The 13,363-nt window shown below is 45.6% G+C and carries 15 protein-coding genes; 3 read left to right on the top strand and 12 right to left on the bottom strand.

The window, feature by feature from the left end; translation table 11 throughout:
* Nucleotides 1-142 precede the first annotated feature (142 nt).
* Both F0251_RS04225 and hemB read right to left on the bottom strand, forming a co-directional pair.
* On the bottom strand, nt 143-583 hold the full coding sequence (locus F0251_RS04225; RefSeq protein ID WP_061033097.1) for a GNAT family N-acetyltransferase: 441 nt from the start codon (nt 581-583) through the stop codon (nt 143-145).
* A gap of 77 nt (nt 584-660) precedes the next feature.
* Nucleotides 661-1,704 (bottom strand): porphobilinogen synthase, encoded by a 1,044-nt coding sequence (hemB, locus tag F0251_RS04220; RefSeq protein WP_004741486.1) that lies wholly within the window; start codon nt 1,702-1,704, stop codon nt 661-663.
* A 208-nt stretch (nt 1,705-1,912) separates the two neighbouring features.
* Here hemB and F0251_RS04215 point away from each other — a divergent pair, with 208 nt between their 5' ends.
* Nucleotides 1,913-2,674 (top strand): TatD family hydrolase, encoded by a 762-nt coding sequence (locus F0251_RS04215; RefSeq protein ID WP_008218500.1) that lies wholly within the window; start codon nt 1,913-1,915, stop codon nt 2,672-2,674.
* 287 nt (nt 2,675-2,961) lie between these two features.
* Here the strand turns inward: F0251_RS04215 and tatC are convergent, their stop codons facing one another.
* The 7 genes from tatC to rmuC form a co-directional block, all read right to left on the bottom strand.
* A complete protein-coding gene (tatC, locus tag F0251_RS04210) occupies nt 2,962-3,714 on the bottom strand; it encodes a twin-arginine translocase subunit TatC (RefSeq protein ID WP_102425553.1) in 753 nt (250 codons plus the stop codon).
* A 66-nt stretch (nt 3,715-3,780) separates the two neighbouring features.
* Complete coding sequence (gene tatB, locus F0251_RS04205) at nt 3,781-4,188, bottom strand: Sec-independent protein translocase protein TatB (RefSeq protein WP_061033095.1); 408 nt, start codon at nt 4,186-4,188, stop codon at nt 3,781-3,783.
* A gap of 3 nt (nt 4,189-4,191) precedes the next feature.
* On the bottom strand, nt 4,192-4,434 hold the full coding sequence (gene tatA / locus F0251_RS04200) for a Sec-independent protein translocase subunit TatA (protein WP_008218506.1): 243 nt from the start codon (nt 4,432-4,434) through the stop codon (nt 4,192-4,194).
* A 53-nt stretch (nt 4,435-4,487) separates the two neighbouring features.
* Nucleotides 4,488-6,122, bottom strand: a complete 1,635-nt coding sequence (gene ubiB / locus F0251_RS04195) for a ubiquinone biosynthesis regulatory protein kinase UbiB (RefSeq protein ID WP_102425552.1) — start codon at nt 6,120-6,122, stop codon at nt 4,488-4,490.
* Nucleotides 6,119-6,724, bottom strand: coding sequence for an SCP2 domain-containing protein (locus F0251_RS04190; RefSeq protein ID WP_004740977.1), 606 nt, complete (start codon nt 6,722-6,724; stop codon nt 6,119-6,121). Before F0251_RS04190 ends, ubiB begins: the two co-directional genes overlap by 4 nt.
* 102 nt (nt 6,725-6,826) lie before the next feature.
* Nucleotides 6,827-7,606, bottom strand: coding sequence for a bifunctional demethylmenaquinone methyltransferase/2-methoxy-6-polyprenyl-1,4-benzoquinol methylase UbiE (gene ubiE / locus F0251_RS04185; RefSeq protein ID WP_032554326.1), 780 nt, complete (start codon nt 7,604-7,606; stop codon nt 6,827-6,829).
* A 65-nt stretch (nt 7,607-7,671) separates the two neighbouring features.
* Nucleotides 7,672-9,204: a DNA recombination protein RmuC gene (gene rmuC, locus F0251_RS04180; protein ID WP_061033092.1), complete on the bottom strand. Its 1,533-nt coding sequence runs from the start codon at nt 9,202-9,204 to the stop codon at nt 7,672-7,674.
* A 138-nt stretch (nt 9,205-9,342) separates the two neighbouring features.
* Between rmuC and F0251_RS04175 the strand changes: the two genes are divergently transcribed.
* A complete protein-coding gene (locus F0251_RS04175; RefSeq protein ID WP_171730392.1) occupies nt 9,343-10,236 on the top strand; it encodes a DMT family transporter in 894 nt (297 codons plus the stop codon).
* A gap of 134 nt (nt 10,237-10,370) precedes the next feature.
* On the opposite strand, the gene F0251_RS04170 is transcribed toward F0251_RS04175, so the two are convergent.
* From F0251_RS04170 to ftnA, 3 genes are all read right to left on the bottom strand, one after another.
* A complete protein-coding gene (locus tag F0251_RS04170; RefSeq protein WP_171730391.1) occupies nt 10,371-11,564 on the bottom strand; it encodes an NAD(P)/FAD-dependent oxidoreductase in 1,194 nt (397 codons plus the stop codon).
* Between the two features lie 246 nt (nt 11,565-11,810).
* Complete coding sequence (gene uspB, locus F0251_RS04165) at nt 11,811-12,134, bottom strand: universal stress protein UspB (protein WP_061033090.1); 324 nt, start codon at nt 12,132-12,134, stop codon at nt 11,811-11,813.
* 68 nt (nt 12,135-12,202) lie between these two features.
* Complete coding sequence (gene ftnA, locus F0251_RS04160) at nt 12,203-12,730, bottom strand: non-heme ferritin (protein WP_008218572.1); 528 nt, start codon at nt 12,728-12,730, stop codon at nt 12,203-12,205.
* 189 nt (nt 12,731-12,919) lie between these two features.
* Between ftnA and uspA the strand changes: the two genes are divergently transcribed.
* Complete coding sequence (gene uspA / locus F0251_RS04155; RefSeq protein WP_061033089.1) at nt 12,920-13,354, top strand: universal stress protein UspA; 435 nt, start codon at nt 12,920-12,922, stop codon at nt 13,352-13,354.
* Nucleotides 13,355-13,363: the final 9 nt, after the last annotated feature.

Here is a 13,363-nt window from a genome sequence, read left to right as displayed (position 1 = left end):
ACTTAACATCCTTGTGAACATTTCCTCATTCCCTAAGACAGATTTAATAATAATGATTCTCATTTAATAGTCAACTACTAAATGATAATAAATCTCATTTAATTTCATTTGACTGATTAATGCCACGAATTCGAGACGTTACTTATGCCGATAGTTGCTTCACGAAATGGATACGATGCTCTCGAATATCCTCTTTTTCTTCCAGTTTTTCGATTTGGTAACCATTCCTCAGTAATAGGCGCAGCATAGCAGGAAACTGATTACGCGATTTCACTTTGAGTTGTTGGTAGCCTTGTTGTTTCACCCACTGTTCTTGCACATCTAATTGAGCCTGTGCGACTCCTTTGTTTCTAGCGAGCGGCGATACACCACCAAACCAACTGTAAAAAGTGTTCGGTTCCAATTCATAGCCGATCTTAAAACCCAGTAGCACGCCCGCTTCTTCCGCGACTAAAATCAAACTCTTTTTGCCTGATAAGCGTTGTGAAAGAGAAGCCACACTCTCTTTTTGAGCAAACTCGTCAATCTGCTCAACAACCGAAACCACTTCTTCCAGTGAGCCTTCACGTACGATGACTGACATACTTTCCCCCCTCATAAACGAAAGGGTTGGCACGACGGCCAACCCTTTAAATAATCTTTTAGCTTAACCTAAAGTCGTTACTTTTCTCTTAGGTGCTCTGCGGCCTTTGCATTGTCTTCAGCTAGCCACTCAGCGACATCTTTAGCAAAGTAAGTTAGGATGCCATCCGCACCAGCACGCTTAAAGCACAGTAGTGATTCCATAACTGTATCGCGCTCTTTCAGCCAGCCGTTTTGAATCGCCGCTTTGTGCATCGCGTATTCGCCAGACACTTGGTATGCATACGTCGGAGCTTGCAGCTCATGCTTCACGCGGCGCACGATATCTAGGTAAGGCATGCCCGGTTTAACCATCACCATGTCCGCACCTTCGTTAAGGTCCATAGCGACTTCGTGAATGGCTTCATCACTGTTTGCAGGATCCATCTGGTAGTTCTTCTTGTTACCACCTTTCAGGTTAGATGCACTGCCGACAGCATCACGGAATGGGCCGTAGTAGCACGACGCGTATTTCGCAGAGTACGCCATGATTTGAGTGTGAATGTGACCCGCTTCTTCTAACGCTTCACGAATCTTACCGATACGGCCATCCATCATGTCCGATGGGGCAACCACGTCGGCACCCGCTTCAGCGTGAGACAGTGCCTGTTTGATCAGCACCTCTGTTGTCTCATCATTCATCACGTAGCCATCTTCATCGATGATGCCATCTTGGCCATGTGTGGTGAACGGGTCTAACGCGACATCTGTGATAACACCAATGTTCGGCACATGTTCTTTTAGTGAACGTACAGCACGCTGAACCAAACCTTCAGAGTTATGGGCTTCAGCCGCGCATAAGCTTTTAGCATCTTGGTTCACGACTGGGAATAGAGCAATCGCAGGAACACCCAATTTAGAAAGGTAATCCGCTTCCTCAAGCATAAGGTCGATCGACAGGCGTTCAACACCCGGCATAGACTCTACAGGCTCGCGGCGGTCTTTACCCATTAGGATAAACATTGGGTAGATTAGATCATCCACAGACAATTGATTTTCTGCCATTAGGCGACGGCTAAAGTCGTGCTTACGCATACGGCGCATACGGCGACCTGGGAATTGACCTTGAATTGAAACAGACACTAGATTCTCCTTGCCTAGTCTAAGTACCGAAATACTCAGATATGAAAAGTGCTAAATACAGGCAAAAGCATATCACTGATGGCTCAGGACGCTAGCAGTAAAATATAAAACCCACTCAAAAACAGGGAGAAATGGCAAAAAATGACCTTCTCCTCACACTGCCGTATACTCATGGCAACTCAGTAAAGACCGCATTCAGGACAAAACAATGATCGACACTCATGCTCATATTTACGCTAGCGAATTCGATGAAGACCGCGAACAGGTAGTGCAGCGCGCACTGGCTCAAGGTATTGATACGATTCTACTACCAAACATCGACCTAGAATCTATCGAGCCAATGCTAGCAACGGAAGCTCAATTTCCGGAAGTATGTCGTTCAATGATGGGCTTACACCCTTGTTATGTGGATGGAAATATTGAAGAAACGCTAAAGACCATTCGCGCTTGGTTCGATAAACGCGACTTTATCGCAGTGGGTGAAATCGGTATCGACCTCTACTGGGATAAAACCTTTAAAGCCGAACAAGAGATGGCTTTCGTTACCCAACTGCAGTGGGCAAAAGAGCTCGACCTGCCGGTGGTGATCCACACTCGCGATTCAATAGAAGAGACCCTGACTCTGCTAAAACAAGAACAAGACGGCAGCTTACGTGGTGTATTTCACTGCTTTGGCAGTAGCCTAGAAGAAGCTCAAGCGATCAATGCGCTCGGCTTCCACCTTGGTTTAGGTGGTGTTTCGACCTTTAAGAATTCAGGTATGGATAAGGTGATTCCACACCTTGATATGGACTTCGTTATCTTAGAAACAGACTGCCCTTACTTAGCGCCAGCGCCAAACCGTGGTAAACGCAATGAACCTGCGTACACAGAGTTAGTCGCAAAGCGCATTGCAGAGCTAAGAGGCATCACTCTAGAAGAGGTTGAAAAAATCACAACAGCCAACGCTAAATCATTGTTTAATTTATAAACAATATAGATAACCAATTTCTATTGTTTTCAATAAAATTCATTTGTTAAAACAGGGTGACATGTATATTATCAACCGCCTGCATATAGAGGTAGTTAATAATGTGTGACCACTCACAATACTTACAACGTCAGCATCGAACTCTATGGCATAAAGTCTTGGGCATTAAAGAGCTCTATGTATGTCAGAACTGTGGCTATCAGTTGAAAATTCGATAACGAAGAAGAATAAAAAAGCGGCCTAGGGCCGCTTTTTTTATTCTTTGATTTTTGCTGCAGAGCTCTGACTTACGATTCCGCTTCTTCTTCATCAGCATCAGGCTTACGCACATAAAAGCGAGCGAAGAACAGACCGATCTCAAACAGGATACACATTGGAATCGCCAACAGTGTTTGAGAAATCATATCTGGTGGTGTCAGCATCATACCGATAATAAAAGCACCCACGACAATGTAAGGGCGCTTCTCGGCTAGCGCTTTAGGTGTCGTTGCACCCGTCCAACACAACAAGATAATCGCCACTGGTACTTCAAAGGCAATACCAAAAGCAAAGAACAGTGCGAGTACAAAATCAAGATAACTCGATATGTCCGTCGCAAACTCTACCTGCCCTAACGAGATAGCCGTAAAGAAGCTGAATACCAATGGGAATACCACGAAGTAAGCGAACGCCACACCACAGTAAAACAACAGAGAACTTGAAGCCAAAAGTGGCATGATCAAGCGCTTCTCATGCTTGTATAAACCCGGAGCCACAAAAGCCCACACCTGATACAAAATAAACGGCACCGCAACAAACACAGCAGCAATTAACGTTAGTTTTAAAGGTGTGAAAAATGGCGATGCAACATCGGTTGCGATCATCGTCGCCCCTTCAGGTAGGCGATCTACCAAAGGTGCTGATACGAATTCATAAATATCATTAGCAAAATAAATTAGCCCGATAAACACCACTAAAACGGCAAGAATCGATCGTAGTAGTCGATTACGGAGTTCTAGAAGATGGCTAATTAAAGGCTGTGTCTGCTCAGTCGAAGACATTTCAAACCTCTTAAACAGGAAGATCGAAAAGGAGCCGCGTATATCTGGCGACCCCTCCTTGCGAGACTATTCGGCTTTTTTATCTGACGGTGCTGAAGCTTCACTGTTAACCTGAATGGTTTCAGATTCCACAGTTTCCGTGACACTAGGTTTAGTCTCACTTGGCTTATCAGACTCAGGCTTAGCGTATGGACGTTGAACTTCAGCAGCGGCCTGCTTTAGTTCATCGACTGACGCTTTAAGGTCTGGAGATAAATCTTCCATACCCATTTGTTCCGCCTTGCGTAGATTTTCTTGTAGCTCTTGCACCTTAAGCTCGTGAGAAAGTTCATCTTTCACACTGTTTGCCATACTTTTCGCCGCACCCACAAACTTGGATACACTGCGAATTGCTACAGGCAAACGCTCAGGCCCTAGAACCACTAACCCAACGACAGATATTAATACCAGTTCCCAAAAACCGATATCAAACACGATTTACGCCTGCTCTTTGTCTTTCTTTGTTTCAGCAGTCGCTTCTGTCTTCTGCTGTTCAATATTCTTTGGTTCGAAGTCTGCGTCTTTCTTGTCTGCAGGCTTTTCATCATCGCTCATTGCTTTCTTGAAGCCTTTAACCGCTGAACCTAAGTCACCACCCATACCGCGCAGTTTCTTCGTTCCGAATAGCAAAATTACAATTACAGCAATGATTAGAAGTTGCCAAATACTGATACCACCCATTGTCATTGTCCTCGGGTCTGTCTACACAAAAAAATATAAAGAGAGTCTACTGTCTAACGACGGTAAGCTCGCCAACTAAGCAGCCAAAATGTGACACCTGCGATGCCACAGCCCATAGATAGCTGCTCATAAGGGCTTGAAACTAATATTGCGGAGCATACGACTAAAGTGGCTCCAACGCCAAACAAAAACTTTCCAGTTGCTTGCTGACGCTTACTCTCTCGGTAACCTTGGTAAAGCTGATCCATTCTGTGGTTCATCGCTTTACCTTGGCGCAAGCTGTCATAAAGTAACTCTGGCAGCTCTGGCAGTTTTTCTGCCCAGAATGGCGCTCGCTCTTTCACTGCGTTAATCACAGCTTGCGGCCCCACCTGATTCATCATCCAAGTTTCAAGGAAAGGCTTTGCTGTTTCCCACAAGTCGAGTTGTGGATACAACTGACGACCTAACCCTTCAACATACAACAAGGTCTTTTGCAGAAGTACCAACTGAGGCTGAACCTCCATGTTGAAACGTCTTGCTGTATTAAATAAGTTTAGCAACACATGGCCAAATGAGATCTCACCCAGTGGCTTAGCAAAGATCGGCTCACACACCATGCGGATCGCGAACTCGAAATCGTTCACATTGGTATCGTGCGGTACCCAGCCCGAATCAACGTGCAGTTCTGCGACTTTACGATAATCTCGGTTGAAGAAAGCCAGCAAGTTTTCAGCTAAATAACGCTTATCTTCACTGTTGAGTGTGCCGACAATGCCACAATCGAGACCAATCCATTGAGGGTTGTCTGGATTCTCAGGGTTAACGAAGACGTTCCCTGGGTGCATGTCGGCATGGAAAAAGCTGTCTCGAAACACTTGGGTGAAAAATACTGTCACACCACGTTCCGCCAACAATTTCATGTTAGTGCCGTTGGCTTTTAAGGTCTCAACATCCGACACCTGAATACCGTAAATACGCTCTGATACCATCAAGGTTTCGCTGCTTAAATCAGGAATCACCTCAGGAACGTATAGCTCTTCGCTGCCTTCAAAATTACGACGCAGTTGAATGGCATTTGCAGCCTCTCGGCGTAGGTCCAATTCATCAAGTAAGGTTTTTTCGTACTCGTGAACCACCTCAACCGGTCTTAAACGACGTGCTTCAGGAAGCGACTTAGCGACTATACTCGCCATTCGATGCATCAGTTTTAGATCTGCATCAATCACCGGGCGAATATCTGGTCGAATTACCTTCAGAACTACCTCTCGGCCGTTCTCTTTTAACTTCGCAGTATGCACCTGAGCAATAGACGCTGAAGCAAGCGGTGTAATATCGAAGTCAGTAAACCAGTTGTCTAAACTGCCACCCAGTGCCTTCTCCATATCTTGCTTAGCCAGTTCACCATCAAACGGCGCCACTTGGTCTTGCAGCAATGCCAACTGGTCAGCGATATGAGGGGGGAACAGATCACGACGTGTCGACATCATCTGTCCAAACTTGATCCACACAGGCCCTAGCTCTTGCAAAGCCAGACGTAGACGATGCCCTAACTCTTTATCTTTGTGCTTGTTCTTAATCCAAAACAGTGACTTTCTCGCCAACAGAGGTGCTTTGGTCAATTGGTGCTCTGGCATCAATTCATCAAGGCCATATTCCAACTGTACCTTGATAATATGATAAAGACGTTTCAGTTCTGTTGGGGTCATGCTTTCTCCAACAGAGCGTTCAACTTAGCTTCAAGGCGTGCAGCTGAGCTTTTCACGTCGTCAACCTGATCGCAAAAATGTGCCACCTCTAATGGCGCTGGAGCGATCTTCCACTCTTCAGTCAGAACTTGAGCGAAGTGGTTTTGATGTTTGGTCGCTTGCTTAGCCACAAGGCCACCAACATTCTTAACGCCTTGGACCAAGGTATGAGCCACCACATCACCTGTCACGCGAGACAACCACTCTTCCAAGTCAGGTTTGCAGTCTGTCATCAGCTGAGAAAACTTCTGTGCCAACTGAATATCACCTTCCAAAATCAACTTATCTTGCTTGATAAGCTTAGTGATATTCGATTGCTCACGCAGTTCAGGTAACACGGATAGGTTCAAAGATAAGTAGCAATCCGGTTGCCCTTCGTACTCTGACAACACATCAATTTGTTGGCTGAAAACGAACGTAAGTGTTTTATTCAACTCTTTCAAATTGACTTGAATGATCTGCCCTTTTAAGCGAGACAAACGACGAACCAGTGCTGGGTCATCGTTTACTAACGTATTCAAAGAGGTTTCAATAACCGCGGTTACCAATGGATCAAATGGCATGACTGTCCTTACCTTTGAAAACGGATAAGCCTTAACCTATCCGTTCTATCTTTATTCTTATTTTCGATCTAACACGCTCAAAGCGCTTGCTACCAAGTTCAACTAGAACTTGTAACCTCGGTGCAGCGCAACAATGCCACCCGTTAGGTTGTAGTATTTCGTATTCTCAAAACCGGCTTCTTGCATCATGCCTTCCAGTGTTTCTTGGTCTGGGTGCATGCGGATAGATTCTGCAAGGTAACGGTAGCTGTCTGCATCATTAGCAATCAGCTCACCCATTTTTGGCAATAGGTGGAATGAGTACGCATCGTACACTTTAGAAAGTGGCTCAAGCACTGGCTTAGAAAACTCTAGAACCAATAGACGCCCACCCGGCTTAAGCACGCGGTACATAGAACGAAGTGCTTTATCTTTATCGGTTACGTTACGCAGACAGAAGCTGATAGTAATGCAATCGAAGTAGTTGTCTGGGAAAGGCAACTCTTCAGCATTCGCTTGTACGTAATGTACGTTGCCGACAATACCGCTATCACGCAGCTTATCGCGGCCAACATTCAGCATTGAATTGTTGATATCAGCAAGAACTACGTGGCCTTTTTCACCAACGATGCGCGAGAATTTCGCCGTCAGGTCACCAGTACCACCACCAAGGTCTAGAATACGCTGACCAGGGCGAACGCCACTGCAATCAATCGTGAATCGTTTCCACAAACGGTGAACACCACCCGACATTAAGTCATTCATGATGTCGTATTTAGCGGCTACAGAGTGAAATACCTCTGCTACTTTCGCGACTTTTTCGTCTTTCGCGACTGTTTCGAAACCAAAGTGTGTGGTTTCTGACTCTACTGCTGAATTTGTCTGCACGCTTGTGTCCATAATGCTGTTATCTACCATGGTAAGTTCTCATCGACAGCACGCTCTGTGTTTAGAGGCGCTGCGGCCGATTAGTTTACTTTATCCTCAGCGGGTTGTCTTTCTACTAAGGAGGCATTTTCTGAAAAAGCCTCATTTTGCGCCATTTCTGCCAAGCCAATAGAGATAGGTTTCTTCACCTCAACGCCTAATTGCTTGAAGCTTTCTGCCTGACGAATCACGTTACCTCGGCCTGTTACCAGCTTATTCATCGCGCCTTGGTAGCTTTGGTTCGCCCTATCTAGCGAGCTACCAAGACCTTCCATATCATCGACAAACAGGCGTAGCTTGTCGTAAAGCTTGCTTGCGCGTTCGGCAATCACCTGAGCGTTCTGGTTTTGCCTTTCATTGCGCCACAAGTTATCAATGGTACGCAGTGCCACCAGCAAGGTGGTTGGGCTAACCAAAATAATGTTTTGCTCCATCGCGTCTTTCACCAAGCTAGGGTCAGCCTGAATCGCCACTTGGAATGCAGGCTCGACCGGAATAAACATCAACACGTAATCCAAGCTTTGGATGCCTTTGAGCTGATGATAATCCTTCTGGCTCAGTCCTTTGATGTGCGCTCTCAGTGAGACCAAGTGATCACGCAATGCGGCATCACGCTGTTGATCGGTTTCGGCATTGAAGTAGCGTTCAAACGCAACCAACGCCATTTTTGAATCCACGACCACTTGCTTATCTTGCGGCAAGTGGACAATCACATCCGGTTGATAACGCTTACCAGCATCGTTTTGTAGATTCACTTGCGTTTGGTACTCATGCCCTTCTCGCAGGCCAGACTCAGCAAGCACACGAGCCAATACTACTTCACCCCAGTTACCTTGTTGCTTGTTATCACCCTTGAGCGCTTGAGTCAGGTTAACCGCTTCGCGAGTCATACTTTCATTAAGGCGCTGTAGATTCTTCAGTTCATGCACCAAGGTGTGACGCTCTTTGGCTTCTTGGCTAAAGCTGTCATTAACCTGCTTCTTAAAGCCTTCTAATTGCTCTCTTAACGGTGAGAGTAGCCCCTCTAGGCTCTGCTTGTTTTGTTGGTCGACCTTAGCGGTTTTGGTTTCAAACAGCTGATTGGCAAGATGCTCAAACTGCTGCTTCAGGCGTGATTCAGCCTGCTCTAACAATTGCAGCTTTTCGCTATTGGCAAGATTTTCTTGATCGTGCCTTGCTTCTTGCTCACGCAGTTCAGCCTCCAACTCAGATTTATGATCTTTCAACACATTGATCTCATCAGCGTACTGCTGGCGTTCTTGTTTGACCGCTTCGAAATAGCGAAGCTTTTCCATCGCAGCCATCACCTTGCCGTGCGCTTGTTTAAGCTCGAATGCGGCTTTGTCTCGCTCATCATCTAGCTCATCGAGCTCTTGTTGCGCCTCTGCCAGAGAGGACTTGAGCTGTGACTGCTGTGATTCATGCAACAAACGATCAGACTCAAGTTGCTGCTCGAGCAATCGCTGCTGAAAAGAGAGTTTCTGTTTAACCCACCAACCCACGACGCCGCCACTGACGAGTGCGCCAGAAATTGCAGCAATAAGCGTTGCCTGATGTTCGATAATCCATTGCATGATAATGATTTAGCCTAATTGGAAATAACTCATTAAATGGTATTTTGATACTGGATAAATGTCCAGTTTGCCGTATTAAAATTCGACAGATAGACTAAGCGCTCCGTATTCTGTCCCACCCAATTAGAATGAGTTGCCATGAACGAACGTCGTGCCTTGGGCTTTGGCCTTTCCGCAGTGCTACTGTGGTCAACGGTCGCTACTGCTTTTAAGCTGACCCTTGCTGAGTTTTCACCTATCCAAATGCTGACCATTGCCAGCATTGTGTCGTCGATTGCGCTGATCGCGGTCTGCGCCTTCCAAGGTAAGCTCTCTCAGCTGAGTACTACGTTCCTTTCAAACCCTTGGTACTACCTACTGCTTGGTTTGGTTAACCCACTGGCCTACTACCTGATTCTCTTCAAAGCCTACGACCTGTTGCCAGCTTCTCAAGCTCAAGCCATCAACTACAGCTGGGCTATCACGCTAACGCTGATGGCAGCGGTTTTTCTGGGACAAAAGATTCGTAGGCAAGATTGGGTGGCTTGTACCTTCAGTTATGCGGGTGTGGTAGTTATTGCCACCAAAGGCGATGTACTAGGTATGCAGTTCGATAGCCCACTTGGCGTCGCATTGGCGCTGCTTTCAACCCTGCTTTGGGCGGGCTACTGGATACTTAACACCAAAAACAAGGCTGATCCTGTGGTGGGCGTACTGCTTGGATTCTTAGTGGCGCTACCCTTTGCGATTGGTTTAACCATTTTCGAGGGCGAGAGCTTTAGCCAAATCACGGCGAAAGGTTGGATGGCGGTGACTTACGTTGGCCTGTTTGAGATGGGAATTACCTTTGTGTTGTGGCTATCGGCATTGAAGCTCACCAACAACACAGCACGCATCAGTAACCTAATTTTCGCATCACCTTTTATCTCTTTGATGCTACTTTCCACCATTATCGGCGAAGAAATTCATCCATCAACCCTGTTTGGTTTAGTGCTGATTATTGCTGGCTTAGTGATTCAACAAATCAAATTCTCAAAAGACAAAGCTGCGTAAATAAGAGCGAAAATACTCGATTGGTCGCGAAAGCCATCAATTGAGTTACCTTTAACTCTAAACTAGATACAAAAATAGCGAGTCGTATGACTCGCCATTTTTATGTAATCTGAACTAATGAATAAGCGAAACGCTTATACCCACTGGCCCGCCGCAAAGCCGCTCGACCAACACCATTGGAAGTTGTAGCCACCAAGCCAGCCAGTTACGTCCATCACCTCACCAACGAAGAACAAGCCTTTGATGTTCTTACATTCCATGGTTTTTGAAGATAAATGATCGGTATCGACACCGCCGAGCGTAACTTCCGCAGTGCGGTAGCCCTCTGTGCCATTGGGTGCGATCTTCCAGTTTTCTAGGTGCTCAACAATGCCATTAAGCTGCTTTTCGTTGAACTGCTTAAGCGGTTTGTCTTCCAGCTCTTTACGGTCAATCAACACTTCCACAAAACGCTTCGGCAGTGCTTTCGCCAAGGTGTTTTTCAGGCTCTGATTTGGGTGCTTCTCGCGAGAGTTAGCCAGCAGTTCAGCAACATCGACTTCAGGTACTAGATTAATCGAAACCGACTGACCCGCTTTCCAGAACGAAGAGATTTGCAATACTGAAGGACCAGATAGACCACGGTGCGTAAACAGCAGCGCTTCTTTGAATAAGGTACCGTCTTGCGCCGTGATCTCCGCAGGAATCGCGATACCAGAAAGCTCAGCGAAGTCTTCTTTGTCTTCTTTATGCAGCGTAAACGGCACTAAGCCCGCCGTAGTTGGCATCACAGACAAACCAAACTGCTCGGCAATCTTGTAGCCAAATGGCGTGGCGCCCAGCTTAGGCATCGACAAACCACCGGTCGCTACCACCAGTGAATCACACTCAACTTGGTCGGTATTGAGGTGCATTTTGAAGCCAGAATCGGTCTTTTCAATGGAATGAACATCGCATCGGTAGCGCTGTTCGACTTTCACTTGCTTACACTCATCAAGCAACATGCTCACGATGTCTTTTGCGGTGTGGTCATTTACACAGAACAACTGGCCGTGGTCGCGCTCTTCAAACTCAATGCCGTACTTGCTCACCATCGAGATAAAATCCCAGTTGGTGTATTGAGATAAAGCTGACTTCACGAAGTGAGGGTTGTTACACAGGAAGTTATTCGCAGACACATCATAGTTAGTGAAGTTACAGCGGCCACCACCTGAGATTAAAATTTTTCTGCCTGGCTTTTTCGCATGATCAACCACCAGCACTCGTCGGCCGCGTTTACCAGCTTCCGCGGCACACATTAAGCCTGCGGCGCCCGCACCAATCACGATTACATCAAATTTTTCACTCATTGTGGCTCTGCTTTCTTCACTTTGCATTCCGAGTACGCCCTGTTCTCAAAATGCCATCAATAAAAAAGGATGTGCGTTAACAGCACATCCTTACTAATTGCTCGCTATTTTAGCGGCAATTTTAAACTTTGCAATTGGTGTTCAATCGTACAAATCTCAGACAGCTGCTATTGCGCGAGAAGCTTGTCTAACATTGCTAAGCTCGCCAAACGAACAACCGACGCTCTAATCACACGTATCGCTCACCTAAACGATAAACGCAGACAATAACGTTACACCCAGCAGAGCAGAAGAGAGTATGAACAACTGTCTTACACGATCACACTTGGAAGTGAACACTTCGTCGTGGTGATGGTGGTACTCTTTGCTTTTGATGTAACTAAACAAGCGTACTTGTTTGGTCATATTGCCATGAGTTGTGAAGAACCCACCTCCGTCTACTTGTTGATAAAGTAGAGGATGTGCTTCTCGCATAATATAAATAAGCGTGCGTAGCGCCGTAAAATAACGTGCCCAGTTCACGCAAGTCACAACCATTAGTGCAAATAGAATAGTGTCGCCGCTGATCATCCTTTCCTCCCTACATCTTCAAAGGAAAACTCAAAAGAAAAAGATAATCAGAGTCTTTTTCTTACAGCCTAGACTGCAGGAGCATCCATGATTGAAGATGAACCATCTTTTGCCAATTGCGCTAAGTCTTTATCAATAAAGAACAGTGCTTTACCGTCTTCACCAACAAGCTCTAGCTTATCCAATACACCTTTAAACAACTTCTCTTCTTCGTGTTGCTCTGCAACGTACCATTGCAGGAAGTTAAAGGTTGAGTAGTCTTGTGTGCTGAAAGCAACGTGAGCCAGCTTATTGATCTTTTCAGTAATCATCTGCTCGTGTTCGTAGGTTTCACGGAATACTGCGCCAAGGCTTTCAAATTCATGTTTTGGTGCTTCAATCGCACCCAGAATTGGCATTGCACCTGTTTCACTTACGTAAGTAAAAAGACGCTGCATGTGTTCCATTTCTTCTACCGCATGAGCACGCAGAAACTCTGCTGCACCTTCAAATCCTTTGTCTTCACACCAAGCACTCATTTGTAAGTATAGATTGGATGAGAAAAATTCTAGATTAATTTGATCGTTCAGTTGCTCAACCATAGTTTTTGACAGCATTTAAGACTCCTAAGTACATCCTCAATTTTCTTTACTATATCACTATTTTATTAATATCTCGCTGACCATTAGTTAACCGATATTTCGAACCTTCACTACGCAAGACGATGGATATGAGATCACTTCAGCAAAAAAAGGCATCGCATAGTGCTAATCTTTAATCAGACAATGAATAAAGGAGGTAGCGATATGAGTTACAAACATATTTTGGTCGCGGTCGATTTATCAGATGACAGCAAATTAATTGTGGATAAAGCGGTAGCATTGGCAAAGCCATTAGAAGCCAAAGTCTCTTTTATCCATATCGATATTAACTACGCAGAGCTCTATACCGGACTGATTGACATCAATATGGCAGAGACCCAACACAACGCGATGGAAGCGTCTCGCATTCAGCTACAAAACTTTGCGGAACACGCTCAATACCCGATCACTCATACGCTTGTAGGTAGCGGTGATTTGAGCCATGAACTGTGCGATACCATCACAGAATACAACGTTGATTTAGTGGTATGTGGGCACCATCAAGATTTTTGGAGCAAGCTGCTCTCTTCAACACGACAACTGATCAACGCCTCTCCGGTGGATATGCTGGTCGTGCCTCTGAGAGATTCAGAAGACTAATGATTTAAG

Source organism: Vibrio sp. 070316B (assembly GCF_013114115.1).
In the GTDB taxonomy this organism is placed as follows: domain Bacteria; phylum Pseudomonadota; class Gammaproteobacteria; order Enterobacterales; family Vibrionaceae; genus Vibrio; species Vibrio chagasii_B.
This window is presented reverse-complemented; position numbering and strand designations above follow the sequence as displayed.